Here is a 24,770-nt window from a genome sequence, read left to right on the forward strand (position 1 = left end):
GTTCGCAGCACCCGCATCGGCAAAGTTGGCACATCGCGAGCATTACCTGTGCGTTCAATTCGTGAGTACACAAAGCAAAGATGTGCGTCAAGGTATCATGCATCATATATGATATGGCGGATGATGTTGTTGACACTGGAGAGACGGGAGATGTGCATTGAGATTCCGCAAGGGTAGCCGACTTTGCTGCTCATCGCCGCCAGCGCGACCTTGACCCAGCGGACCTCCGCGCTGACCGCGAGAAAGCCGCGTCGGCGAGGCCGACATAGATCCATTGCGAGGGCGGACAGACCCGACCCGCGCAAACGACAACCCCCGTCACTTGAAGATGTTGGGCAGGGCTGCCGAATTGTTGCGGCCTTGCCCGCGGCTACATTTGGTCAATGGTACCGCTGCGTTCTTCGAAAAGAAGGAAAGAATTCAGGAACGAACGTCGACACTATCAGACTCGGTGAGGCTAGCGCCGCTACGCCTGCGTGTAGGCCGCCTTCACGGTTGTGTAGAACTCGGCGGCGTAGCGGCCCTGCTCGCGCGGGCCGTAGCTCGAGCCCTTGCGGCCGCCGAAGGGCACGTGGAAGTCGACGCCCGCCGTCGGCAGGTTGACCATCACCATGCCGGCCTCGGCGTTGCGCTTAAAGTGGGTGGCGTGCTTGAGGCTCGTCGTGCAGATGCCCGACGACAGGCCGAAGGGCGTGTCGTTCGCCACCGCAATGGCTTCCTCATAGTCCTTGACGCGGATCACCGAGGCGACGGGGCCGAAGATCTCCTCGCGGTTGATGCGCATGTCCGGCTTCGTGTCGGTGAAGAGCGCCGGCTGCAGGTAGAAGCCCGGCGTTTCCCGGTTCAGCCGCTCACCGCCGAAGGCCAGCGTTGCCCCCTCGTCGCGGCCGACGGCGAGATATTTCTCGTCCTGGTCGAGCTGGTTCTGGTCGACCACCGGGCCGATATGCGTGCCCTGCTTGAGGGCGTTGTCGATGACAAGGCTCTTCAGCTTTTCCGTCACCGCATTGACGAAGCGGTCGTGGATTCCTTCAGTCACCACCAGTCGCGAGGAGGCAGTGCAGCGCTGGCCGGTGGCGAAGAAGGCGCCGTTGACCGCGCAATCGACGGCAATGTCCAAATCGGCGTCGTCGAGCACAACCAGCGGATTTTTGCCACCCATTTCAAGCTGCACCTTGCGCATGTGTTCCGCGCAAGCCGCCGCCACGCGCTTGCCTGTCGAAACCGAGCCGGTGAAGGTGATGGCGCTGACGTCGCGGCTGTCGAGGATGGCCTGTCCGACCACCGAGCCCTTGCCCATGACAAGGTTCAATACGCCCTTGGGCAGGCCCGCCCGGTGCAGGATGTCGACGATGGCCCAGGCGCATCCGGGTACCAGTTCGGCCGGCTTGAAGACGAGCGTGTTGCCGTGGCAGAGCGCCGGCGCGATCTTCCAGGCGGGAATGGCGATCGGGAAGTTCCACGGCGTGATGATGCCGACGACGCCGACCGCCTCGCGCGTCATCTCCACCCCAATGCCGGGGCGCACGGACGGCACGGTCTCGCCGGACAGCCGAAGCGCCTCGCCCGCGAAGAAATCGAAGATCTGAGCCGCGCGCACCGTCTCGCCGATGCCTTCAGCCAGCGTCTTGCCCTCCTCGCGGGCAAGCAGCGTTCCCAGTTCCTCCTTTCGCGCAAGAATCTCGTCGGCGGCCTTCCTCAGGATCCCCTGACGCTCGAGCAGGCCGGAGCGCGACCAGGCAGGCAGAGCGGCCTTGGCCGCGGCAATGGCTGTCTCGGCGTCGGCCTTCGAAGCGAGCGCATACTCGCCCACCACCTCGTTCGTGTCCGATGGGTTGATGTTGGGGACGGCCTCTCCGACGACCCATTCGCCGTCGATCAGGTTCTGATGAAGCATTCCACGCTCTCCCTCATACCTCAACGCCATGCAACGCGCTTGAAAGGCAGGATTTCGATATCCTTCCAGACGCCCTCACGAGCGTAGATTTCGCTCTCCAGATACGCGTCCAGCGCTGCCCTGTCGGGGAAGTCGCACAGAACGATCGAACCTACCATCTCACCAGTCTCGTCGAGAATGGCGCCACCGTCGACGATCGTCCCCTCGGCCTTCATGGAATGGATGCGTTCAAGATGCTCATCACGCGCGGCAAGCCGTTTTTCCAGCGTGCCGGCTTCCTTCGAGTCGCGGCAGATGAGGGCGAAATGCATCACTCCACCTCCGGCGCTGGGGAGGGCGGCGCCATGTGGTAGCCGCGGCTTTCATAATCGAAACCATACAGCTTGTTTTCCGGCTCGGCCTTGTTGACCGGCGCCGCATAGTAGGCGCGGATTTCGCGGATTTTCGTGATGTCATCGCTGAAGATGTACCACTCGTCGCCGCGCAAAATTTCGCCGATGCCCGTCTTCCAGTGGGTCCATTCGATAACGGCTTCCTTGCCATCCGGTGCGGCAAGGACCTTCTCGATGGTCCAGCTCGATCCCATTGTCCTCACACACCGGACCCAGCCGTCGGCAATTGCCTCGGCGCTGCGCCAAGGCGCGCCCGGCAGGCCCGGCGGGAAATAGTGCACCCCGTCCTCTGTAAAACAGCCGACCAGGCCCTGGCGGTCGGCGGCATTGCACATGTCGAAATAGTGGCGGATCAGCTTTTCAGCCTTCTCTGCAGGTGTCATTGTCGAGAACCCCTCTTACTCGGCGGCCTGCCTGGCCCGCCATTCGGCATATTCCTTCAGCGTTTCCTCATTGGGCGGGTAGGTGCCCCAAAGCGGCGCGCCGGCGTCGATCTTGGTGAACAGGAACTTCTCCCGCATCTCCTGGTCGAAGGAATCCGCGGCCACTTCGGCGGCGATCTGGCGAGGGATCACGACGACGCCGTCGCTATCGCCGACGATGATGTCTCCCGGGTAGACGGCGACGCCGGCGCAGCCGATCGGCAGTTGCATGTCGATGGCGCGATGGAACGCCGGCCGCGTCGAGGCAGTGTTGGCCGCGCAATAGGCGGGAAAGTTCATCTTCGAGATTTCGGTGCCGTCGCGGAACGCGCCGTCCGTAATGGCCGCGGCAACGCCCTTGCGCATCATGCGCGTCATGAGCATGTTGCCGGCGGATGCCGCGCGCGGATCGCAGCGGCTGTCGATCACCATCACCTGTCCGGCCTGGATCGCCTCGACGGCTTCCCACTGGACGTTGTCGTCACCGCGTTTTTTCAGGTCGCCGAGATCCCAGTCCTTGTCCTCGCGCGAGGGTATGAAGCGCAGCGTGAAGGCTTCGCCGGCAAACGGCTCGATGTCTCGGCTAACCGGTGTCAGCCCGACCAGGAACTGCTGGCGATAGCCCCGCTTGAACAATTGCGTTGTCAGCGTTGCGGTGCTCGCCTGCTTCAGCTTGTCGAGGACATCCCCCGTGGTTTCAACGTCGTTTCCGGTCACAATTGTCTCCCTGGCTTCTGTCCGGGTGGCATTCACCCTTGTTGCCGGTCTCACATGCTGCGCTTGCACGCGACCCGATCAGCGAATGCTTCGCCCCATCAAACGCCATCCGAAACCTTTCAACAATCGCAAGCTACGAAGACTCCCTTGCGCTGTCTCACGATGTGAGACGGTGGTGGTGCCGCTGATCGTTTCGATGTGGTGCGTGAAAACGAACCTGCCTATGGTTTGCGCATTCCGCCGGCAGCTCGTGCCGGTGCCAAAGGGAGGAAAGCATGAGAACCAAGCTGTACAAATCGGCCAAGCTCGGCCGCTTCGCCACGCGGCCGCTGATGAATGTCCTGGCCGCCGGCGCTGCCATGGCCGCGATGGCCATGCCGGCTTTCGCCGAACCGGTTCAGATCAACGTGATCGACGTCGCTGGCAATCTAGCGCTGACGCAGCCGATCTTTGACAACTACCTGGAGGCCAACCCGGACAAAGTCAGCCGCTTTACCTTTACCAAGGCGCCGGCGCCGGAGCTCGCTGGCAAGGTGAAGGCCATGCAGGGCGCAGGCCGGCTCGATATCGACATCGTGCTGACGGGAACCGACGGCCTTGCCGCCGGCATGGAGATGGGCCTTTGGGAGAACCTCGAGCCCTATACGGACGTCTTCGGCAAGCCTGACGCGCTTCTGAGTGAGGGGGCGCTGGCCTTGCAGGAACAGGCGCAGATGAACGGCATGCTGATCGCCTATTCGCCACAGGGGCCCTTCATCGAGTATGCCCCTGACCGGGTCAAGGTGGTCCCGTCAAATACCGATGAACTGCTTGCCTGGTGCAAGGAGAACCCGAACAAGCTGATCTATGCCCGTCCGGCGAATTCGGGCGCGGGCCGCACCTTCCTGATGGGGCTTCCCTATCTGCTCGGTGACAAGGATCCGAAGGATCCGATCAATGGTTGGGACAAGACCTGGGCCTATCTGTCGGAGCTCAACGATTGCATTGAGTATTATCCCTCCGGCACGACCGCCAGTATGAAGGAATTCGCTAGCGGGACTCGCGACATCATCATCACGACGATGGGATGGGACATCAATCCGCGCGCCCTCGGGATCGTGCCTGCCAATGCCGAGGTGAAGATGCTGGAGGGTACCAGCTTCGTCTCCGACGGCCAATTTCTGGTCATACCCAAGGGGCTCGACGAGGAAAAGCGCGCGGTGGTGCTCGATATCCTGAAATTCATGCTGGAGAAGGACCAGCAGGCGATCATTTACGATTCCGGCTACCTCTATCCCGGTCCGGTCGTCAAAGGTGTCACGCTCGAGATGGCGCCGCAGGAGAGCCAGGACGTGATCGCCGAGTTCGGCCGTCCGGCCTATGACGAACTGATCGAGACGAGGCCCATCGAGGTGTTGCTCGAGCCGAAGGCGATGGTTGCCGCGTTCCGCAAATGGGACGAGGAGATCGGCGCCCACAAGGGCCAGTAAGCAGCTTTCGACCAAAATAAAGGCCACGTTGTGCGGCGTATCGGCGCCGCACAGCACAGCCGGAGAGTACTCCATGTTCCAGACGCTCGAATTGAAATCTGTCACCCGTACCTTCGGCTCGCACAAGGCACTTGCAAGCCTTGACCTGTCGATCAAGGCCGGCGAGTTCGTCTCACTGCTCGGTCCCTCGGGCTGCGGCAAGTCGACGGCGCTCAATTGCCTGTCGGGCCTTTTGCCGCTCAGCTCGGGCGAGATCTGGCTCGACGAAAGGCGCATCGACACGCTGCCGCCCGAGCGGCGTGGCTTCGGTATGGTCTTCCAGAACTATGCGCTGTTTCCGCATATGTCCGTGACCAAGAATATCGGCTTCGGCCTTACCATGCAGAAGGTGCCCGCAAGCGAGAAGGTAAGGCGGGTCAGGGACGCATTGTCGCTGATCAAGCTCCAGGCGCATGCGGACAAGCTGCCGGGACAGCTTTCCGGCGGCCAGCAGCAGCGGGTGGCGATTGCGCGCGCCATTGTCATCGAGCCGCCGCTGGTTCTGATGGACGAACCGCTGTCCAATCTGGACGCGACTCTGCGCATCGAAATGCGCGAGGAGATCCTGCGCATTCATCAGACGCTCGGCCTGACCACGATCTACGTCACGCACGATCAGGACGAGGCGCTCGCCATGTCCGACAAGATCGTGGTGATGAAAGACGGTGTCATGCAACAGGCGGGGCGGCCGGAGGAACTCTATTCCCGGCCGGTCAATCTCGATGTGGCGCTGTTCATGGGCTACCGCAATCTGCTCGACGTAAAGCCGGAAGCACAAGCCGGCGAGGGCAGTGTGACCGTCGGTATGGGCGGTGTCAGCCTGGATGCTACGGCGATGCAGGCGTTCAACGGAGAAGCGCTGATCGCGGCGTTCAAGCCAGATGATGTGGTACTGGCGGACACCGGCCTGGGCGCGACTGTCGAGAGCGTCATCTATGGCGGGCGCGAGAGCATCGTGAAGATGAGGCTCGACGCGGGTCCCGTGATCCATGGCCGCCTAAAGGAGGCGCCCGCACCGGGCAGCCACGTGCATGTCCGCGTGCCAGCGGAGAATCTGTTGGTCTACAGGAAGCCGCCCGCGGCAATCGGGAGGCACTGAGTCATGGCTGCCGTCGATACAACTGCCGAAGCAGGAACCATCAAAGCGCCGGGGCGTGACGAGAGCGCGGCCGTGGCCGGCCGGGACCTGCGTCTTGTGATGCTGCTTCCGGGCGTAGCCGCAATCGTATCGCTGTTTGTCTATCCGTTCCTCTATGGTTTTTTGCTGTCGTTTCAGCCCAATGTCGGTCCCGCATTGGCCAACTACACGCGCTTTTTCTCGGAGCCGAGGCTTTTCGAGACCATCGGCAAGACGCTCTGGCTGTCGTTTCCGATCACCGTCTTCAATGTCGGGCTGGCGGTGCCCTTCGCCTTCATGCTGCGGCGGCCTTCATCGGGACAACGTTTCCTATCGACCGTACTCGTCATCCCCATGACGCTCGGCACGGTGTTGGTGGCGGAAGGCATGCTGCTCTACCTCGCGCCCAATGGCTGGCTGAACCGGACGCTGATCGAGCTCGGTCTGCTCGATCAACCGGTGCGGCTCATCCACAACTACTGGGGCGTGGCCCTGTCGCAGGTGGTGATCGGCTTTCCCTTCGCCTTCATGATGATGCTGTCCTACACGACCGGCATCGATCCCAACCTGGCGCGCGCCGCCGCCACGCTGGGCGCGCCGCCGGCCAGCCAGTTCCGGCACATCTATCTGCCGCTCCTGGCGCCGGGGCTCGCCATCACCTTCTGCCTCACCTTCGTGCAGGCCTTCGCCGTGTTCCCGTCTGCCGTTCTGCTGGGAGCGCCGGCCGGGGCGACGCGCGTCATCTCGCTAGCGGCCTATGAGGCAGCGTTCGAGGACTTCGATTATTCCATGGCCTCGACCGTCGCCATGATCATGGGCGCGGTGCAGCTCATTATCGTCGCGGCCGTGCTTGGCCTGCGCAATCTGGCCTATCGCGGCCCCGCAGTAGGAGGAAAGGGATGATGGCCGTCCTGCGAGACCGTTTTCTAACAAACGCCTGGCGCTGGTTCGTCTATGGCGCGATGGCGTTCTTCGTCGTCAACGTGTTCCTGATCATCGCCTCGGTGGTGGTAAGCTCCCTCGGCACGAGCTGGTTCACCGGCTGGCTGCCGGAAGGCTATACGGCCAAATGGTACGGCGCGGCGTGGAAGGAATTCCAGCTCTACTACGTTCTCATCGCCACGGTGCAGATCACGCTCGCCGTGGTTGCCATCTCGCTGATGCTCGGCGTGCCGGCAGCCTATGTGCTGGCGCGTATTGACTTCCGCGGCAAGCGCCTCGTGCTGCTCACTTTCCTCGTGCCCCTCCTCGTCCCGCCGATCACCTACGGTATTCCCATGGCGACCGTGCTCTATCAAGCGGGTCTGGGCGGCACGATCTGGGGCGTGATTCTCGCCAATCTGGTGCCCAGCGTCCCGTTCGTCGTCCTGGTGATGACGCCATTTATCGAGCAGATCGATCCAAGACTCGAGTCGGCCGCCCGTGTATTCGGCGCCTCGGCCTTCACCACCTTCCTGCGCATCCTGGTGCCACTCCTGACGCCGGGCATCCTGGCTGCCGGCATACTGGTCCTGATCCGGACCATCTCGATGTTCGAGCTTACCTTCCTGACGGCAGGGCCGGACAGCCAGACGCTTATCGTGGCACTCTACTACTCGGTCTTCGCCGCCGGCGTGCGCGCGCAGCAGTCCATCGATGCCATGGCCGTAATGTATATGGTCACGACAATGACCGGCCTCCTGATCGCCTTGCGTTTCGTGGACCCCTCGCAGCTTGTGGGCCGCGTGGACAGCAAGAAGGCGAGTGCGACATGACGGCCCCGGTGCGCTCCGTCGATACCATCAGGCTCTCCATTCCGTTCGAGGACGGGGGTAGGGGCGAGGGCATCACACCCTCCCGCTGGCACCGGTTCGACATGGTGCTCGTCCGTATCGAGGATGCGGACGGTATGGTCGGCTGGGGCGAAGCGTTCGGCTATTTCTGTTCGACCGCCGTGGCTGCGGCCGTCGATGAACTGATTGCGCCGCAGGTAACCGGCAGGGTCATCGAAGACATTCCGGCCTGGAACCTCGCCACCCAGAAGGCGATCCACCTGTTCGGTCGCTACGGCATCGGCATTTTCGCTCTGTCGGGCGTCGATATTGCCCTTTGGGATCTTCAGGCCAAGCGGGAGGGCAAGAGCCTTGCCGAAGCGCTGGGCGGGCGGTCGCGCGCATCCGTTCCCGCCTATGCTAGTCTTGTACGCTATGGCGACCCGGAACTTGTGGCGCGCTATGCCGCCGAAGCCGTGATGCAGGGTTTCGGCCATGTGAAACTGCATGAAATCGCCGCGCAACCCATCGCTGCTGCCAGGCCGGTCATGGGTAATGCCGGTCTCATGGTCGACGTCAACTGCAATTGGAGTGTTGACGAGGCACAGGCCATGCTGCCCCTGCTCAGGCAGCATGAGGTCTTGTGGCTGGAGGAACCCGTGTTCCCACCGGAAGACTATGCTTCTCTCGCCGAACTGGAACGGCAGGGGATCGCCGTCGGTGCCGGCGAAAACGCCTGCACACAATTCGAGTTCCGGCGCATCGTCGATGCGATCGCCTATCCGCAGCCCAGCGTTACGAAGGTTGGCGGCATATCCGTATTCCGCGAAATCGCCGCTGATGCAGCCGCCTCCGGAAAGACGATCATGCCGCACTCTCCCTATTTCGGGCCGGGCTACTTCGCCACATTGGGATTGTTCTCCCTGCTTCCGGAAGAAAGCCTGTTTGAGTTCCTCTATGTCCATCCGAAAGCATGGGCGGGGCGCTCTACGCCCATGCCGGATGGTGGCCGCGTACCCGTTCCCGCCGGCCCCGGCCTCGGTTTCGAGCCCGACGCGGACGTGCTCGCCCGATACGCAACCGGCGGACGATGATCTCGTCTCCGCCTGCCGGAGTCTCGCTATGTGGGCCCTTTGCAGGCATGATGCGTTGTCAGGAGAAAGTTGGGGAGGCTGATGTGAGCATCGGCGATCAGAACTGGTCGGGGGATGAGGTAGGCCGCAAATCGGTGGCTGGAACCGCGCTCATCGGCAAGGCATGTGACATTCTGGAGATCGTCGGTGCTGCGCCCGGCCGTGTGGATCAGGCGGAACTTTCGCGCCAGACCGGTATTCCACGCGCCACGCTTTACCGCATTCTGGCGGCGCTCACCGCACGCGGGATAATCCGGTCGGATCCCGTCACCCAGCGCTATTCGCTCGGCTTCCGTCTGCTGGAACACGCGCAGAACGTCTGGGGTTCGAGCAATCTGGTTTCTATCGCATCGTCTGAACTGCGGCTCTTGCGCGACATGACGGGCGAAACCGCCTATCTCGCCGTGCTTCACCATGGCGAGGTGCTGGCGCTGGGGCGTTTCGAGGGCGCGCACTCAAAGCGCTCCTCGGCGCAGTTGGGTGCGCTCAAGCCGGTCCATTGCACATCCCAGGGCAAGGCCATCCTTGCGCATCTGCGCGACGATCAGGTGGACGGGTTGCTGCGGGAACCGCTCGAACGATATACCGAGCACACGACCACCGATCCTGCCGCCCTCAAGGCGCAGCTTCAGATTGTCCGGGCACGCGGGTACGCCATCGATGACGAGGAAATTCTCTACGGCACGCGCTGTGTCGGCGTCGCGATATTAGACGAAAACGGCCATCCCGTCGCCGCCATCAGCGTTGCTGGTCCTAGTTTCCGCATGCATCATGAGCGAGCGGAGCAACTCGGCCATGAACTCGTTGCTGCCGCGCGCCGCATCTCGAGCCAGCTTGGCGCCTCGATCCGACCGGCTGCCACGAGCAGGGAGGGCGCCAGGGTCGCATCGCAACGTTTCGCTTTTGTCGGTGCATCACCGTTCTGGGATCAGGCGCGGCAGCAACTCGTCTGGATCGACCGGCTCGCACCGGCCATTCACCGGGTCGGCGAAACCTCTTCGGACATGTCGCTCGAGCATTTGGGCGGCGAGATCGACTGCGCCTTTCCCTGTGGGGCGGGGCTTGCCGTGACGATGCGTGGGCGCATCATCATCCTCGCCGAGGAAGGCGTCATCGCGGAAACGCACATGCCGGATGGCTTCAGGGCAAGCGCCGCCCGAGTCGACCGGGAAAGAAAAGTGTGGCTCGCCGTGTACAGACAGGACGGCGGCAGCGATGTCGGAATGCTTGGAGAGGGCGGGTCGTTCGAACCCATTTGGGAACTTTCAGGCGAAGTCACAAGCATGGTGTTCGACACGCAAGGCGAAACGCTTTTTGCGGCGCAGCCCCAACAGGGCGTCATCCATGCCCTGGAATTGGCAAGCAGACGCAAGCGGGTGCTGAACCATTTCCCCAAGGCTGCCGGCCAACCGGTGGGCCTCGCCATCGACCGCGAAGATCGCCTGTGGGTGGCGGCCAGCGACGGCTGGAGCGTCGTCCGCCTCAATGAAGACGGGGACTTCGAGCAGATCCTTTCCATACCCGTGTCCTCGCCGACAGGGATCGCCTTTGGCGGACCGGACATGTCGACGCTTTACGTCACCACCGCCCGCGCCGGAATGTCGCGCGAGCAGCTTCAGAACGCGCCACAGTCGGGACATCTGCTCGCCATCGACACTTTGCGCCAAGGCTTGCCGGGGCCCATTGCCGATTTGCCGTTTGCCGCGGTCGTCGTTTCGCCGAGACGGTAGATATTATTGGGAGCAAGACATGAAGATTTTAATGACAGGCGCGGCCGGCGTGGTCGGCACGGCCTTGCGGCACGAGCTGAGACAACGCGGATATGCGCTGCGTTTGCTCGACATCCGTGAGCCGGCAATGCTGGACGGTGAAGAGTTCATCCGTGGAAGCATCGCCGATGCAGCCGTCGTTGCGGAAGCGGTCTCCGGCGTCAACGGCGTGGTCCATCTTGCCGGCTGCACGACCGATGCGTCGATGCCCGAGCAGATCGAAGGCAACATCGTAGGTGCGACCAATGTCTTCGAGGCCGCCCGTCTCTCCGGCGTAGAACGGGTCGTCTTTGCGAGCTCTCATCATGTGGTCGGCTATTATCCGCGCCGGCGGCGCATCGGCACGAACGTTCTTTTGCGCCCTGACAGCCGCTACGGCCTGACAAAGGCGTTCGGAGAGCAATTGGGGGCGCTATATGCTGACAAATACGGGCTCAGATGCCTTGCGATCCGCATCGGTTTTGCCAATAACAGGCCGGCGGACCGTCGCCGCCTCGCCGTCTGGATTAGCTGGCGCGATCTTGCGCAACTGGTCGAGATCGGGCTCAGGCACGAGCAACTGCGCTATGCGGTCGTCTACGGCGTATCAGATAATGAGCGCTCCTTCTTCGACAACAGTACAGCCTTCGACCTGGGTTATGCGCCACAGGACAATGCCGAGGCATTTGCCGCGGAAATTCTGGCTGGAGTGCCGGCAGAGGACCCCGACGCCGTTGGCAGTCATGTGATCGGGGGCCATTTCGCCAATGGCGAATATGACGGTTCCGTTTCGCGGGTCTATGAATGGTGATGCTGGAGAAACAGCAAACCACCCGGCCGGCAATCCGATCAGACATACTGCGAGCGGAATTCGCACCGGAACTGGGCGGGCGGCTGAGCCGGCTTGTGCACTGCGGCGGCACCGACGTCGTTGTCCCATTGCCCCCAGCGCTGCATGATCCGCTAGTCTGGCCGAAAGCTGGCGCTTACCCGATGTTGCCTTATCACAACCGGATTGCCGAAGGGCGGCTTTACTTTGCCGGTGAAACTATACCCATCAGACCGCACCCCGACGCCGCGCCGCACAGCCTGCATGGTCCGGCCCATCTGTGCCCCTGGCGCGTTGTCAACGCTTGTGACGCCGGTCTGGAAATGGCAATCGACTATCCGGCAGACGACGATTGGCCCTGGCCGTTCGAGGGGCGTCAACGCTTCGCCCTGGAAGGCAATCGCATGACGATAACCCTTTCAGTGACAAACCGGTCCGACCGGCCGATGCCTGCTGGGCTCGGCTGGCATCCCTATGTGGCGCGCTGTCGCCAAATCGACCACGATGCCGCCCGCTGGTGGCCGCACGCACCCGATTACCTGCCCACTGGAGAGGTTGTGAGTGGCGACATGCCCAACCCTCTGGAATGTAAGGCGACTGCCTATCTATCCTCATGGTCGCACCTGACCGCACGGCTTGCAGGTGGGCTGAGGCTCGATATGCAGACACAGCCGGTTTTCAGTCATCTCGTCGTACATCGCTCGGAGGGTGATTATGCCTGCATTGAACCCGTCACACATCTGGCCAACGGTTTCAATCTGGCCGAGCGGGGAATTGTGGGAACCGGCACACGCGTGCTTAGGTCCGGCGAGATGTTGAGTGGGGATGTAACGCTTGTCGTTGCGCAGGGGTGAACGGCTGAAACCGGTTCGTTCTCACCATGTGAGACGTTTCCCGGCGCGTCGGCGCACGGTCTCTGGGGTCGCCGCGGTGCTGCGCCTATGGTCCGGCCGTCCTGGAAGTCTTTGCATTGCTCTGCGAGAACCGGCACGGACGCTTGCATTTCCCTTGTCGTAGGGAAGAATAGCGGACTTTCGGATGAGCGCTATGCCGCTACCGAAAGAGCGAACCGTGTTTATGTGAGGTGGTCATGAATTGGATTCGCTCGGCCAATTCTGTCATAAGGGACAATGGCAAGCAGCGACCTCCGCCTGTGGCGAAACCCGCAACCATCATTACTTGCGGTGATCCCGCCCCACCGGCGGGGTTTTTGCGTTCCGCCGAAAGCGTAAGGATTCCAGCGAGATCGCCGCGCACGTCGATCTCCACCTTGCCGTCCACCGGCGTCAGCACGATGTCCTCTACCAGCGAACGGATCACATCGGCGGCCTCGACGCGCCTCTCCTCGGAATCGGCCTGAAGCGTCTCGTAAAGCTGCTGCACACGGATGCGGTATTGCTGGGCCATCGCCGGATGCAGCAGGGGAGGAGGCTCGTCGGCCGTCGCCAGGAAGTCGGTCAGTTCCGCCTTGCGCGCCCTTAGCTTGTCGCCGCGTTCCTTCACATCGTCGACGGACAGGCGTCCTTGAGATAGAGGTCCATCAGCTTCTGAACTTCCCGGTCGATCCGGTCTATCTCGGCCTGGGCCGCATTGATGTTCGCTCGGCTCTCCATCCGCAGGCGGTTCGTCTCTTGCGTATAGGCGTCGCAAAACTCGGCGAAGATAGCAGCGTGGAGGCGTTGTGCGGGCAGCCGGAGCAGTAGTTGGGCTGCCGCCGCAGCTCGAAGCGCTTCGGGCCTGGTGCGCCGGCCTGCCGAAGCCGACGACGATAGGACCTCGTGACCCCATGGTGTCGGGCCTCCCGAACGGCCGCGGCGTCCCGGCTCGGCTGGGGGAGTATGCGGCGACCAGAAGCCGCCGCGTCAGAGATTTGAGCCGAACTCGTTGGCGATGATCGATCGCAGCCAGCGATTGCCGGGATCGTGATTGTACCGCTCGTGCCAATGCTGCTTGAGCAGGTATTCGTCCATCTCGATGGGCAGCGCGAACGGTGCGACGCGGTCCATGGCCTCGAAATAGTCAGCGATGGCCCAGGGAACCACGGCGATGAGGTCGGAGTGTTCCAGCATCGCTGGCACGCTGAGGAAATGCGACACGGTGAGGCTTACGCGCCGCCTTAGGCCTTGGCGCAGGAGGTGCGTCTCCAGGAGTTCCTGGCTTCGGCTCGGCGGATTAACCGCTACGTGGAGCGCATTGAGGAATCGTTCGAGGGATATGGTCCCGGACTTGACGAGCGGGTGGTCCTTGCGCGCCACCCCGACGAAATGGTGGCGAAACAGGCTCTGAACGAAGTAGCCCGGCTTCTCCAAGTCGGGGAAGTACCCCAGTGCAAGATCGACGGCTCCCGAGAACAGCGCCTCGTCCAGGTCCTTCGTGTTGATGTTCTGGGAAACCAGGGAACAATTCGGGGCGAGGGTGACGACGCGGGAAGTGATCTTCGGCAGGAACACCATCTCGCCCACATCGGATAGCGCGATCGTGAAGGTGCGTCCCGCCACCGCAGGGTCGAAGACGTCGTCCCGCAGGATGGCGGAATCCACAATCTCCGAGATAGTTTCCGCTGCCTGCACGATCTCTGCCCCACGAGGTGTTGCCACCATGCGCTGCGCCGAGCGGACGAAGACCTGATCCCCCACCGACTGACGAAGCCGTTTCAGCGCGAGGCTCGTCGCCGGCTGGCTCAGCCCGAGCAACTCGGCAGCCAGGGATACGCTACCCGCCAGATGAATGGCGCGCGCAACCCTCAGCAGATTGAGGTCGAGATTGTCGGCTAATCTGTCGTGAGATGACCGCCCGCTTTTGCGCACGTCTTTCTTGCTCCGAAGGTGTGGTGCCTGGCCTCTTGAACACAAATATAAGTTTTGCAAATCAATACTATTGGGTCAATTGGATTGATAAATCTCAATAGAGGCTATTAGGTCGCTCCATCGGATCAATTTACCCGACCCACCGCCGTGTCCGCACCTTCGACGCCGGGCGGCGAAGATGGAACCGGGGCCGGCCCGAGGAGCCGCCGGATGGGCGGGGCCTCGCCAAGGAGGAGAAAGCGCGTTGGTACCCAGATTCCCGCTGGATGACGTCGTCTACCCACGTCGCGAACGGGCGGCGGAGTATCTTGCCTGGGGCGCGTGGAGCAGCGACACAATTCCTCAGTTGCTTGCCCGGTGTGCCGCCGCATATCCCTCCAAGGTCGCCTACATCTGCGAAGGTCGGGAGTGGACCTTCGCGCAGATCCGCAAGGCCAGCCTCTCCGTCTCCAAGGCGCTGCTCGCTGCAGGCTTGCGTCCCGGTGATCGGGCGTTGTTCCAGATGGGCACAATCGCGGAGACGCAGATCGCGCTGCTCGGCTGCATGAACCTCGGCATCCTACCCGTCTGCACTATCCCCCAATATCGCGAGCTCGAGATGCGCGCGATCGCCGATATCTGCAAACCGAAGGCCTATTTCGTGCAGGCCGATTTCACCGAAAGCATGGACCTTGGCGCGTTCGCGAGCGAGATGTGCGCGAAGCTTGGCATCGACGTGCTGCTGACGGCGCGGGCGGCCAGCGGTGCCAGTAAGCTGCGCTTGGAGGACCTGATCGAGGCGCCGGGCGAAGATGTCGATACCGCGCCCTACGAGCCTAACGTGGCGGACGTCGCGGTCCTGCAGCTTTCGGGCGGCTCCACGGGCCTGCCGAAGATCATACCCCGCTTCCATGGCGAATATCTCGGTCACACCAAACGGTGGTTGGACAGTTATTCCAGCGACGAGAGGGATGTTCGCATCTGGGCGCTGCCGCTGCTGCACAACGCGGGGATGATGTTCACCCTTCTCGGCACCCTGATCTACGGCGCCACGACCATCCTCCTCCCGCGCTGGAAGGTCGATACCTATTTCGGCCTGATCGAGCGCCACGGCGTGACGCAGGCCTTCACCATCGGGCCGCATGCGCCGATCATCGCCGCCTATGAGGGCATTCAAAATCATGACCTCTCCTCGCTCCGCTGCTTCCTTACGCTGATAGGAGCCGAAGGGATCGAGGCGGCGACCGGTGTGACCGCCATCAACATGTTCGGGATCACCGAGGGACTGGTGCTGACCAGTGCGCCCGACGACCCGGCGGACCTGCGCCACAGCACGATCGGCTCTGTGTGCACCCCCTTCGACGAGGTGCGACTGCTGCAACTCGATTCGGATGCCGAGGTCCCGGTCGGCGGCATGGGCGAGCTCTGCTTCAGAGGACCTTCCAGCCTCTCCGGCTACTTTGGGGCCCCGGACGCCAACGCGGTGAGCTTTACCCGAGACGGGTTCTTCAGGACCGGCGACCTGGCGCGCTCACAGCTCTCCGACGACCGGGTCACCTATCGCTTCGAAGGCAGGGTCAAGGACAACATCAATCGTGGCGGGGAGAAGTTCGGGACGGAGGAGCTTGAGCGCCTGCTGTGCCAGCATCCCGCGATCTCCGACGCGAAGGTCGTGGCCATGCCGGATCCGATTTATGGCGAAAAGGCCTGCGCCTTCGTCATTCCTCAAGGCGGCGCTACGCTGCCGTCCCTGCGGGAGCTGCAACAGTTCCTCACCGGACGCGGGTTGGCGAAGTTCAAGGTTCCGGAGCGGCTGGAGACGATCGATGGCTTCCCGACGACCCGGGTCGGCAAGCTCGACCGCGCCCGGCTCCGGCAGATCATCGCCGAGAAAATTACTCTGGAAACCGCAGGGGGTGTGTGATGGACGGGGGGGGCAGCGAGACTATCCGCCGCGCGAATCTCGGCCGCGCCCTTAAGCCGCGCTCGATTGCGGTGGTGGGTGCTACTAACGCACTGGAGAAGGCCGGCGCCCAGGCGATGGCTGCGTTGATGCCGTTTCCCGGCACGGTCTATCCCATCAATCCGAAGGCGGACGAGGTGATGGGGCGCAAATGCCATGCGTCGCTTGCCGCCTTGCCTGACGCTCCAGATCTCGTCATCCTGGCAGTGCCCGGGCATGTGGTGCCCGCGGTCGCCGCGGAAGCCGCCGAAGCCGGCGCCGGCGGACTGCTCGTCGTGTCCGGCGGCTTCGCCGAGTCCGGCGAGCAGGGCAAGCGCCTGCAGGACGCATTGCTGGAGACGTGCTGCCTGTCGGGAATGCGCCTGCTCGGACCCAACACGTCGGGCTATGTCGCGCCAGTCAACCAGTGCATCGCCTCATTCGCGCCGGGGCTCGACGTCCTCGCCGCCGGCCCCGTCGGCGTGGTCGCCCAGTCGGGCGGCATCAACCTGTCGATCACGCTGCTGCTGCACCAAATGGGGGTGGGCGTCTCCTACGCCGTCGGCCTCGGCAACGCCGCCGACGTTACCGCCATCGACGTGATCGACTTCCTGATCGACGATCCCGAGACCCGCTGCATCGCCCTCCATCTGGAAGGTGTTGCCGACGGCCGGCTGCTGTTCGAGGCGGTGGCGCGCGCCGTGCACAGGAAGCCCGTCGTCGTCTTTCCGGTTGGCAAGGAGGATGTCGGCCAGTTCGCGCAGTCGCATACCGGCAATCTGATGGGCTCGCACGCGACCACGGTCGCGGCGATGCGCCAGGCCGGCGCCGTGGTGGTCGATGGCTGCGAGGCTCTTGCCCTCGCAGCCGCTGCACTCGCCTGCCGCCGGCTTCCCCCGCTGTCGAACCCGGGCGTCGCCGTCATCACGGGGCAGGCGGGTCCGGGGCTGGTGATCGCAGACCGGCTGAAGGCAGCCCGCGTCGATGTCCCCCAGCTTCGCCCGGAGACGGTCGCCAGGCTCGGCGAACTGCTTCCGCCGCTCACCTTCGTGCAGAACCCGGTCGATACGGGTCGCCCGGGCCCCGCCTTCGGCGACGTCGTTCGCACAGTTCTCGACGACGATCGCATTGATGCAGCGCTCATATTCGCATTGGACGAGCCCAGCGCTCTCGACGCGGAGGCGGTCTTGAAGTCGGTCGCGGCCGGCACCGAGAAGCCGATAGTATTCGCCAGCATGGGCACGCGGGACCTCTCCGGTACCCGCGCTGCCCTCGCGAAAGAGGGTGTCTTCGCGACGGATAGTCCCGATGCCCTCGCCGCCGCCGCGATCGCTCTGGTGCGCGACAGCCAGACGCGCGGCAGAATTGCGGCCCGCCAGGGCGGCGCGAGCTCCGCACGTCGATCGAGCACGTCTCCCGTCGCATTGCCCAAGAGGCTCGACGAGGCCACGGCCAAGGAGCTTCTCGCCGGCTATGGAGTCAGGACGCCGCGACGCCGCGTGTGCGAAACGCGTGAGGCGGCACGTGACGCGCTCGACGCGTTCGACCGGCCCGTCGTGGTCAAGGTGCTCGACCCGGAGATCCTGCATAAGTCCGATGTCGGTGGAGTACATCTCGGCATCGACGGCATCGACGGCCTGGAGCGCGCGCTGGACGCGATCGATCGGATACCCGGTGCTTCGGCGCGCCGCTATCTCATCGAGGAGATGACGCGGTTCGACACCGAGCTGCTGGTAGGCGGGATCAACGACGCGTCCTGGGGTGCGTGCCTGACCGTCGGAATTGGCGGTGTCTTCACCGAAGTGATGGCCGACACGGCGACACGCGTCGCTCCGCTGACGCCGGTGGATGCGAGGGAGATGCTTCTGTCCCTCAATGGCGCGCCGCTCCTTACCGGCTATCGAGGCAAGCCCGCAGCAAACATTGACGGCATCGTGGATACGCTGCTGGCGCTACAGTCGATCCTGACGGATTTCCCGCAGATCCGGGAGATCGAGATCAATCCGCTGGTCGTCCGCAACGATGAAGTGATCGCTCTCGATGCCCTTATTAGAACAGCAATCTGATGGAGATAGGCGATCATGGATACACGTACCCCATCAAGCCTTGACGACTACTATGAGACACTGAAGCCCCTGAACCTTGCTCCCCTGTGGGTCCGGCTAAAGGGTCTCGTGCCGAGCGAGCCGAAGCCGAAGGCCGTCCCGTTCCGGTGGCCCTGGGAGCCGACGCGCGAGGCCCTTCTGGCCTCGGGCTCGCTGATCTCCGCAAAGGAAGCGGAACGTCGCGTGCTGGTTCTGGAGAACCCGGGACTGCCGGGACAATCGCGGGTGACGGACACACTCTATGCCGGGCTGCAACTGATCCTGCCCGGCGAACTGGCGCCGGCCCATCGTCACACCCAGTCGGCGCTACGTTTCTGCCTGGAGGGCGAGGGTGCGGTGACCTCCGTCGATGGGGAGCGTACCCGGATGCACCGAGGCGACTTCATCATCACACCTTTCTGGACCTGGCACGACCACAAGCATGAGGGGGACGAGCCGGTCATCTGGCTCGACGGTCTCGATGTGCCGCTCGTCTCGGCCATCGGCGCGGGCTTCCGCGAGGAGCACATGGAGGAGGATCAGGAGATCACGCGGCCCGAGGGAGACGCGCTCGCCCGATACGGCAACGGACTGCTGCCGCTGAACCAGCAGGCGACCCACACTTCTCCGGTCTTCAGCTATCCCTACGAGCGCACCCGCGAGTCACTGCACGTCCTGGGGCGTTCGGGACCCGTCGATCCCCATCATGGATTGACGATGCGATACATCAACCCGACCAATGGCGACTGGGCCATCCCCACGATCGGCACCACGATGAAGCTCGTTCCCGCCGGCTTCGAGACGAGGCCGTACCGCGCGACCAGCAGCGAGGTGGTCGTCCTCCTGGAAGGTACGCTCGAGGTGGCCGTGGGCGACGGCGACTTCGAGCGTCTGTCACGCAACGACGTCTTTTCGGTCCCGGGCTGGCAGACTGTCAGGTATCGCGCTGTCGGAGAGGATGCCGTCGCATTCTGCTTCTCCGACCGGCCGGTGCACGAGAAGCTGGGACTGTTCCGCGAATGGCAAGGATGAGGCGCCTATGAAAATTTGCACTTTCGACGGAGGCCGGGTTGGCGTCGTCCACGACGAAGCTGTTTTCGACGTCACCGACATCTTCTTTCCGGACGGTCTGAACGTCCCTTGGCCCTATCCGAGGGGCGATGTTGTCGTCGAGCGCCTGCCGCAGCTTCGCGACCGGCTTGCCGAGCGGGTCGAATCAGGCGCGGAGCGGAAGCCTCTCGAGGCGGTGAAACTCGGTCCGAGCGTTGCCACACCGGGCAAGATCATTGGCGCGCCGATCAACTATCAACCGCATATCGACGAAGCAAACGCCGACAAGGAAATCAACCACGGCAAGACCTACACCCGCATCGACGATTTCGGCCTCTTCCTGAAGGCCAACAGCTCGCTGGCGGGTTGCGACACGCCCATCGACATCGGCTTTACCGATCGCCGGGTCGATCACGAGATCGAACTGTGCGCGGTGATCGGCAAGCAGGGGCGGGCAATCTCCTACGACGATGCCCTAGATCACATAGCCGGCTATACGATCGGTCTCGACATGACCGTGCGCGGCAAGGAGTTCCCGGATTTCCGCAAGTCCCCCGACACCTTCGCCGTGCTGGGTCCCTATCTCGTCACGGCCGACGAAATCGCGGATCCGAACGCGCTCGATTTCGAGCTTACGGTCAACGGGGAGGTGCGGCAGAAGTCCAACACGCGGGACCTGGTCTTCAACGTCCAGCGGCTAGTCGAATACGCGTCCCACATGTACACGCTCTACCCGGGCGACGTCATCATGACCGGGACACCGGCTGGCGTGGCGCCTGTCAAGTCCGGCGATCGGCTCGTTGCCACCATCGAAGGGCTCGGAACCCTGGCGACGGCGGTGAAATGAGATTCCCGGGCACGCCGCGCGCGGTCGCGCCTACCCGCCGGCTTCCACGAAGTGGGCCCGCAGAATTCCTAACGTACCGGCCAAAGCCGTTCGCTTACACATCTTGAGGGAGGAATGACAATGCTGAAGATCGTTGCAAATCTATTTGGAGCCGCAATTCTGTCGCTGGGATTGTCCGCTCCCGCCGCCGCCGCGGAATTCACTCTAAAGGTTTCATCACCGGCTCCGCTCACCGACATCGATCCGTTCTCGGCCTGGCTGAAGGCATTCGAATCCGGCGTCGAGGAAAGGTCTGGCGGGCGCATCGACGTCGAGCTGTACCCGCTGAGCCAGCTTGGGCCGATTCCGGCGACGGTCGAAGGGGTCGCGATGGGGACCATCGAGATGACCACCCCCATCATCGGCTTCCTCAACGCCGTTGATCCGCGCTTCCAGGTGTTCGATGCGAACGGCCTGTTCGATGACGAACACCACGCGCTGCGCACCATGGCGGATCCGCGCGTCAAGGCGATGATGGCGGAACTTGGCGCGCAGGCCAATGTCGAGCCTCTCTTCATCCTCACCAGCGGGCAGATCGCCGTCGTGACGCGCGACCGGATCTCGAGCGTCGATGACTTGCAGGGCAAGAAGCTGCGCACCGGCGGTTCCACGGACCTGATCAACCGCCCGATGCAGGCGCTCGGTGTCTCGCCCGTTGCAATGCCGTTGGGAGACGTGCTGCCGGGCATCCAGACCGGCACCATCGACGGCGCTGCGACCAACATGCCCGTGATCGTCGGCTCCAAGTTCGCCGACGTCGCCAAGCACGCCACCTATCTGCCGGGCAACTTCCTCATTGTCGGGGGCATCGTCAGCAAGGATTTCCTGGCCCGCATCGGGCCGGAGCTGGAGGCCATCATCCGCGAGGAAGCCGACGCCTCCAAGTCGGCCTACAAGGCCAAGCTCGACAGCGGCCCGGCGGCACTGGAGGCAACCTTCGCGTCGCAGGGCGGCACCATGACGGTGATGGACCATGAGCAGCGCCAGCGTTTCCTCGACAGCGTGGTGCCGGTGGTCGAGGAAGTCGTGGCCAGCAATCCGCAATTGAAGGCCGACTACGAGCTCCTGAAACAGGCTGCGGAAGACGCTCGCCAGTAGCTCGCGAGAACAAGGCGGCCGCTCCGGCGGCCGCCCTTGCGGCTTCAACCGTGTGGTGGACCACCATGAAACACGCCGTCGACAAGCTGATGCAGTACCTGCTGGTTGCAATCGCGCTGGGGCTTATCGCAACGGTGTTCCTCAGCGTCTACAACGTCGTGGCTCGCTATGTCTTCGGCGCCGCGCTGCTGTGGGCAGACGAGGCGGCCGTGTTCTACATGATCGTCATGACCTATGTGGGCGCGGTCGTGTGCGCTTGGCAGCAGGTCGATATCCGCATGTCCGTCGTCATGGACATCCTGCCACCGCGCGCAAGTCTCGTGCTGCAACTGGTGCAGGAGATCGCGGTGGCCGCTGTCCTCTATTGGGTGGCATGGCTGTCATACGGCTATGTCTCGCGGCTCTTCGCCTTCGGAATGACCAGCGATGCGCTGGGGATTCCGTCGTGGGTCGTCCACAGCGCGATCACGCTCAGCATGGTTGCGATGGCCGTGATCTCGACCGCTCGGGTGATGGCCGGACTGGCCGACATGCGCAGACCCGGCAGAGCGCGGAAAGCGGAGGCCGACATATGAGCTTGGTCCTCGCCGCATTGCCGGCACTTCTTCTCATCGGCGGCTTCCCGATCTTCGTGGTGCTGCTGACGGCATCGGTCTTCGCGCTCGCGTTCTACATGAACATGCCGATGTCGGCCGTTCAGCAGAACATGTTCGGGTCCGTCAGTTCGACCGGCCTGCTTGCCATTCCCTATTTCATCTTCGCCGGCGAATTGATGTCGCGCGGGACCGTTTCCCTTCGCCTGGTAGATTTCGTCCGTGCGCTGGTGGGCAGGTTGCCGGGCGCGCTCGGCGTCACCACGGTCGGCACCGCGACGGTCTTTGGCGCGATTTCCGGATCCAGCGCAGCGGCGGTGGCGTCCGTGGGCAGGATCATGCATCCGGCAATGCTCAAGGACGGCTACCCGATGCGGTTCGCCGTCGGGCTCGTCACGTCCGTCGGCGCCATTGGGATCGTCGTTCCGCCCTCGATTCCGATGCTGGTCTACGGCGCCGCATCGGAGACCTCGATCCCCCGGCTCTATGCCGCCGGCGTGCTGCCGGGGCTGCTGATTGCACTGATACTGGTGGCCTATATCCTCGCAAAGGCTCTGCGGCTCGGCCTTCGAACGAGTGACATCACGGATCGTTCGGGATTCCTGAATGCCGCGCGTCGCGCGTTCTGGGCGCTGGGCATGATCGTCGTCATTCTCGGCGGTATTTATGGCGGTGTGTTCTCGCCCACCGAGGCGGCGGCGGTCGCCTGCGTCTATGCCCTAGCGGTGACGCTCTTCGTCTATCGCGAGATGGGATTTCGCGACATACTCGATGCGGCCTCCAGCACGGTCATCTTCTCCGCGCAGATCCTCATCATCGTGGCGGCAGCCGGCCTCTACTCGTGGATCCTCGCGGTCAACCAGCTTCCGCAGAACATGGCGGCCTGGATCGTCTCAATGGAGGTTTCCCCGTGGCTCTTCCTCCTCGCGGTCAACATACTGCTGCTGCTGCTCGGGTGCGTGATGGATCCGATCTCTGCGATCCTGCTGCTGACGCCCGTCCTCGCGCCGGTCGTGGACGCGCTCGGCATCGACAAGGTCCATTTCGGGATCGTCATCACGCTCAATCTGGCGATCGGCATGTTCACGCCGCCCTTCGGGATCAACATCTTTGTGGCGCAGTCCGTGCTCAAGACGCCCACGGGCGATATCTACATGGGCGTGCTGCCGTTCTTCTACGTGTTTCTCGCGGCGCTGATCATAGTGACGTTCATTCCTGCGGTTTCGCTTCTGAGCGCGGATCTCTTCATGTTCGGCGGTTGATCCGGAACTGGCGGGAGCGGCTCGCACGTATGGCCTCTGCACGAAGCTCCGGATCCGGCGGATCCCTCGGAACTCATGCAGAAGCCCATGGAAGGATCATTTACACCAGCCGGAGCGAGGGGCGGGACCGGTGGGGAAGACGCCCGCTGAAGGCCCTGACCTTTCTCGCCCCGTAATACAGAGGACAATTTGATGACCCGCATATCCAGAGTCGAGATCATCGGCGGGGGGCCGGCCGGCCTGTACACGGCCATCCTGCTGCGGCGATTGCTGCCCAGCATCGAGGTGCGGGTGACGGAACAGAACCCGCAGGGCGCGACCTTCGGGTTCGGCGTGGTCTTCTCGGATCAGGCGTTGGAGTTCCTGAAGAAAGACGATCCGGAGACCCATGCGCTCGTCACGCCCCAGATGGAACGCTGGACGAACATGACCCTCAACCTGCCCGGCGACCGGATCGTGATCGACGGCGTTGGCTTCACGTCCATCGGCCGCTTGGCTCTCATCGAGATCCTGCGGGAGCGGGCGGAGAGCCTGGGAGCCTCGATTGAGATGGAACGGCGCGTGGAGTCTCTCGACGAGGTGGACGCAGATCTGGTTGTTGGGGCCGACGGATTGAATTCGCTGGTCCGACAGAGCCTGGAAAGCGAGTTCTGCCCCTCGATCGAATATCTGAACAACCATTTCGCCTGGTTCGGCGCCGACCGGCCCTTCGACACCCTGACGCAGACATTCGTCAGGACGGACAAGGGCGCGCTCAACGCACACCACTACCGCTACAATCCAGGAATGAGCACGTTCCTGGTCGAATGCGACGACGCCACGTTCCAACGCTACGGCTTCGCCTCGATGGATGAGCGGGAGAGCGTGGCCGTTTCCCAGGAAGTCTTCGCGGATGTGCTCGAAGGCGCGTCTCTGATTACGAACCGGTCGAACTGGCGCCAGTTCCCGAAGCTCTGGTGCGAGAAATGGACCTCGGGCCGCTATGCCCTGATGGGTGACGCCGTCCATACGGCGCACTACTCGATCGGGTCCGGCACCCGGCTCGCCATGGAGGATGCCATCGCGCTGTCGCGGGCGCTTGCCGCGCATGACGATCTCGAGGCGGCGTTTGCGGCCTATCAGTCCGAACGCGCGCCCATCGCTCGCAAGATATTCAATGCCGCGAACACCTCCGCGCACTGGTACGAGAACTATGCGGAGCGGATGTCGCTTCCGCCGCTCGAATTCGCCTACGAGTACATCAACCGCTCCGGCCGGATGGATCTCGAGCGCCTGCGTCGGACCGCCCCTAACTTCATGAAGCGCTATGAGAGCCAGGGCGGGTGAGCGAGACGAGCGGGCAGGCCGGCACATTCGGGTGGGCTGTATTTCGCAGGCGCATATTGCCTATTAACGAAACATAATTGTCAGGGCTGCCCGCCACCTTAGAATCGCTTGGGCGACGCAACTGATTTAGGAGCGGTGGGGTGGGCTTGTACGCTGAGCCGCACCGCTGAAGATCGAATATCGAACCCGGTCACGACCCGAAAACCGACGGTTGTCGATTGGTAAATGC

22 protein-coding genes are annotated in these 24,770 nt (G+C 63.1%); 16 read left to right on the forward strand and 6 right to left on the reverse strand.

What is annotated here, in order from left to right; translation table 11 throughout:
- Positions 1–466 precede the first annotated feature (466 nt).
- Genes GPJ75_RS12490 through GPJ75_RS12505 form a run of 4 tightly spaced genes read right to left on the reverse strand, consistent with a single transcriptional unit; the run spans position 467 to position 3,428 of the window.
- A complete protein-coding gene (locus GPJ75_RS12490; protein ID WP_163268551.1) occupies positions 467–1,897 on the reverse strand; it encodes an aldehyde dehydrogenase family protein in 1,431 nt (476 codons plus the stop codon).
- A gap of 20 nt (positions 1,898–1,917) precedes the next feature.
- On the reverse strand, positions 1,918–2,208 hold the full coding sequence (locus tag GPJ75_RS12495) for a YciI family protein (RefSeq protein ID WP_163268553.1): 291 nt from the start codon (positions 2,206–2,208) through the stop codon (positions 1,918–1,920).
- On the reverse strand, positions 2,208–2,672 hold the full coding sequence (locus GPJ75_RS12500) for a nuclear transport factor 2 family protein (protein ID WP_163268555.1): 465 nt from the start codon (positions 2,670–2,672) through the stop codon (positions 2,208–2,210). The genes GPJ75_RS12495 and GPJ75_RS12500 overlap by 1 nt, the downstream gene beginning before the upstream one ends.
- Before the next feature lie 15 nt (positions 2,673–2,687).
- Complete coding sequence (locus GPJ75_RS12505; RefSeq protein WP_163268557.1) at positions 2,688–3,428, reverse strand: ribonuclease activity regulator RraA; 741 nt, start codon at positions 3,426–3,428, stop codon at positions 2,688–2,690.
- Between the two features lie 275 nt (positions 3,429–3,703).
- On the opposite strand from GPJ75_RS12505, the gene GPJ75_RS12510 reads away from it, so the two are divergent.
- The 8 genes from GPJ75_RS12510 (at position 3,704) to GPJ75_RS12545 (ending at position 12,368) form a co-directional block, all read left to right on the forward strand.
- On the forward strand, positions 3,704–4,897 hold the full coding sequence (locus GPJ75_RS12510) for an ABC transporter substrate-binding protein (RefSeq protein ID WP_425483148.1): 1,194 nt from the start codon (positions 3,704–3,706) through the stop codon (positions 4,895–4,897).
- Between the two features lie 73 nt (positions 4,898–4,970).
- Positions 4,971–6,035, forward strand: coding sequence for an ABC transporter ATP-binding protein (locus tag GPJ75_RS12515; protein WP_163268559.1), 1,065 nt, complete (start codon positions 4,971–4,973; stop codon positions 6,033–6,035).
- Between the two features lie 3 nt (positions 6,036–6,038).
- Entirely contained in the window at positions 6,039–6,956 is a 918-nt protein-coding gene (locus GPJ75_RS12520; RefSeq protein ID WP_163268561.1) for an ABC transporter permease, read from the forward strand.
- Complete coding sequence (locus tag GPJ75_RS12525; protein WP_163268563.1) at positions 6,956–7,807, forward strand: ABC transporter permease; 852 nt, start codon at positions 6,956–6,958, stop codon at positions 7,805–7,807. The genes GPJ75_RS12520 and GPJ75_RS12525 overlap by 1 nt, the downstream gene beginning before the upstream one ends.
- On the forward strand, positions 7,804–8,898 hold the full coding sequence (locus tag GPJ75_RS12530) for a mandelate racemase/muconate lactonizing enzyme family protein (RefSeq protein WP_163268565.1): 1,095 nt from the start codon (positions 7,804–7,806) through the stop codon (positions 8,896–8,898). The genes GPJ75_RS12525 and GPJ75_RS12530 overlap by 4 nt, the downstream gene beginning before the upstream one ends.
- A gap of 83 nt (positions 8,899–8,981) precedes the next feature.
- The gene (locus GPJ75_RS12535) at positions 8,982–10,667 is read left to right on the forward strand and encodes an IclR family transcriptional regulator domain-containing protein (RefSeq protein WP_163268566.1); all 1,686 of its coding nucleotides are present in this window, start codon (positions 8,982–8,984) and stop codon (positions 10,665–10,667) included.
- Positions 10,668–10,698: 31 nt separating this feature from the next.
- Positions 10,699–11,496, forward strand: a complete 798-nt coding sequence (locus GPJ75_RS12540; RefSeq protein WP_281354784.1) for an NAD-dependent epimerase/dehydratase family protein — start codon at positions 10,699–10,701, stop codon at positions 11,494–11,496.
- Positions 11,490–12,368: an aldose epimerase family protein gene (locus tag GPJ75_RS12545; RefSeq protein WP_163268570.1), complete on the forward strand. Its 879-nt coding sequence runs from the start codon at positions 11,490–11,492 to the stop codon at positions 12,366–12,368. The genes GPJ75_RS12540 and GPJ75_RS12545 overlap by 7 nt, the downstream gene beginning before the upstream one ends.
- A gap of 199 nt (positions 12,369–12,567) precedes the next feature.
- On the opposite strand, the gene GPJ75_RS12550 is transcribed toward GPJ75_RS12545, so the two are convergent.
- Positions 12,568–13,017 carry a hypothetical protein gene (locus GPJ75_RS12550; protein ID WP_205602518.1) on the reverse strand — a complete coding sequence of 150 codons (450 nt, stop codon included), beginning with the start codon at positions 13,015–13,017 and terminating at the stop codon, positions 12,568–12,570.
- Positions 13,018–13,376: 359 nt separating this feature from the next.
- Positions 13,377–14,321 (reverse strand): LysR family transcriptional regulator, encoded by a 945-nt coding sequence (locus tag GPJ75_RS12555; protein ID WP_163268572.1) that lies wholly within the window; start codon positions 14,319–14,321, stop codon positions 13,377–13,379.
- A gap of 178 nt (positions 14,322–14,499) precedes the next feature.
- Here GPJ75_RS12555 and GPJ75_RS12560 point away from each other — a divergent pair, with 178 nt between their 5' ends.
- From GPJ75_RS12560 to GPJ75_RS12595, 8 genes are all read left to right on the forward strand, one after another.
- A complete protein-coding gene (locus GPJ75_RS12560) occupies positions 14,500–16,224 on the forward strand; it encodes an AMP-binding protein (protein WP_163268574.1) in 1,725 nt (574 codons plus the stop codon).
- A complete protein-coding gene (locus GPJ75_RS12565; RefSeq protein ID WP_163268576.1) occupies positions 16,224–18,308 on the forward strand; it encodes an acetate--CoA ligase family protein in 2,085 nt (694 codons plus the stop codon). The genes GPJ75_RS12560 and GPJ75_RS12565 overlap by 1 nt, the downstream gene beginning before the upstream one ends.
- Positions 18,309–18,323: 15 nt before the next feature.
- Complete coding sequence (gene gtdA / locus GPJ75_RS12570; RefSeq protein WP_163268578.1) at positions 18,324–19,358, forward strand: gentisate 1,2-dioxygenase; 1,035 nt, start codon at positions 18,324–18,326, stop codon at positions 19,356–19,358.
- Positions 19,359–19,365: 7 nt separating this feature from the next.
- Positions 19,366–20,223 (forward strand): fumarylacetoacetate hydrolase family protein, encoded by an 858-nt coding sequence (locus GPJ75_RS12575; protein ID WP_163268580.1) that lies wholly within the window; start codon positions 19,366–19,368, stop codon positions 20,221–20,223.
- A gap of 120 nt (positions 20,224–20,343) precedes the next feature.
- On the forward strand, positions 20,344–21,360 hold the full coding sequence (locus tag GPJ75_RS12580; protein ID WP_163268582.1) for a TRAP transporter substrate-binding protein: 1,017 nt from the start codon (positions 20,344–20,346) through the stop codon (positions 21,358–21,360).
- A gap of 65 nt (positions 21,361–21,425) precedes the next feature.
- Positions 21,426–21,935 carry a TRAP transporter small permease gene (locus GPJ75_RS12585; RefSeq protein ID WP_163268584.1) on the forward strand — a complete coding sequence of 170 codons (510 nt, stop codon included), beginning with the start codon at positions 21,426–21,428 and terminating at the stop codon, positions 21,933–21,935.
- Positions 21,932–23,215: a TRAP transporter large permease gene (locus GPJ75_RS12590; RefSeq protein WP_163268586.1), complete on the forward strand. Its 1,284-nt coding sequence runs from the start codon at positions 21,932–21,934 to the stop codon at positions 23,213–23,215. Before GPJ75_RS12585 ends, GPJ75_RS12590 begins: the two co-directional genes overlap by 4 nt.
- Before the next feature lie 192 nt (positions 23,216–23,407).
- The gene (locus GPJ75_RS12595) at positions 23,408–24,541 is read left to right on the forward strand and encodes an FAD-dependent monooxygenase (protein WP_163268588.1); all 1,134 of its coding nucleotides are present in this window, start codon (positions 23,408–23,410) and stop codon (positions 24,539–24,541) included.
- The last annotated feature ends 229 nt before the right edge of the window (positions 24,542–24,770 follow it).

Source organism: Chelativorans alearensis (assembly GCF_010993735.1).
GTDB lineage: Bacteria > Pseudomonadota > Alphaproteobacteria > Rhizobiales > Rhizobiaceae > Chelativorans > Chelativorans alearense.

Bases quoted from the DNA above. Each gene is read 5' to 3' on its own strand.
- GPJ75_RS12580 (WP_163268582.1), top strand. From the start codon at position 20,344: ATGCTGAAGATCGTTGCAAATCTATTTGGAGCCGCAATTCTGTCGCTG.
- GPJ75_RS12595 (WP_163268588.1), top strand. From the start codon at position 23,408: ATGACCCGCATATCCAGAGTCGAGATCATCGGCGGGGGGCCGGCCGGC.
- GPJ75_RS12500 (WP_163268555.1), bottom strand. From the start codon at position 2,672: ATGACACCTGCAGAGAAGGCTGAAAAGCTGATCCGCCACTATTTCGAC.
- GPJ75_RS12575 (WP_163268580.1), top strand. From the start codon at position 19,366: ATGAAAATTTGCACTTTCGACGGAGGCCGGGTTGGCGTCGTCCACGAC.
- GPJ75_RS12540 (WP_281354784.1), top strand. From the start codon at position 10,699: ATGACAGGCGCGGCCGGCGTGGTCGGCACGGCCTTGCGGCACGAGCTG.
- GPJ75_RS12585 (WP_163268584.1), top strand. From the start codon at position 21,426: ATGAAACACGCCGTCGACAAGCTGATGCAGTACCTGCTGGTTGCAATC.
- GPJ75_RS12515 (WP_163268559.1), top strand. From the start codon at position 4,971: ATGTTCCAGACGCTCGAATTGAAATCTGTCACCCGTACCTTCGGCTCG.
- GPJ75_RS12495 (WP_163268553.1), bottom strand. From the start codon at position 2,208: ATGCATTTCGCCCTCATCTGCCGCGACTCGAAGGAAGCCGGCACGCTG.
- GPJ75_RS12545 (WP_163268570.1), top strand. From the start codon at position 11,490: ATGGTGATGCTGGAGAAACAGCAAACCACCCGGCCGGCAATCCGATCA.
- gtdA (WP_163268578.1), top strand. From the start codon at position 18,324: ATGGATACACGTACCCCATCAAGCCTTGACGACTACTATGAGACACTG.
- GPJ75_RS12565 (WP_163268576.1), top strand. From the start codon at position 16,224: ATGGACGGGGGGGGCAGCGAGACTATCCGCCGCGCGAATCTCGGCCGC.
- GPJ75_RS12510 (WP_425483148.1), top strand. From the start codon at position 3,704: ATGAGAACCAAGCTGTACAAATCGGCCAAGCTCGGCCGCTTCGCCACG.
- GPJ75_RS12530 (WP_163268565.1), top strand. From the start codon at position 7,804: ATGACGGCCCCGGTGCGCTCCGTCGATACCATCAGGCTCTCCATTCCG.
- GPJ75_RS12560 (WP_163268574.1), top strand. From the start codon at position 14,500: ATGGAACCGGGGCCGGCCCGAGGAGCCGCCGGATGGGCGGGGCCTCGC.
- GPJ75_RS12520 (WP_163268561.1), top strand. From the start codon at position 6,039: ATGGCTGCCGTCGATACAACTGCCGAAGCAGGAACCATCAAAGCGCCG.
- GPJ75_RS12590 (WP_163268586.1), top strand. From the start codon at position 21,932: ATGAGCTTGGTCCTCGCCGCATTGCCGGCACTTCTTCTCATCGGCGGC.
- GPJ75_RS12490 (WP_163268551.1), bottom strand. From the start codon at position 1,897: ATGCTTCATCAGAACCTGATCGACGGCGAATGGGTCGTCGGAGAGGCC.
- GPJ75_RS12525 (WP_163268563.1), top strand. From the start codon at position 6,956: ATGGCCGTCCTGCGAGACCGTTTTCTAACAAACGCCTGGCGCTGGTTC.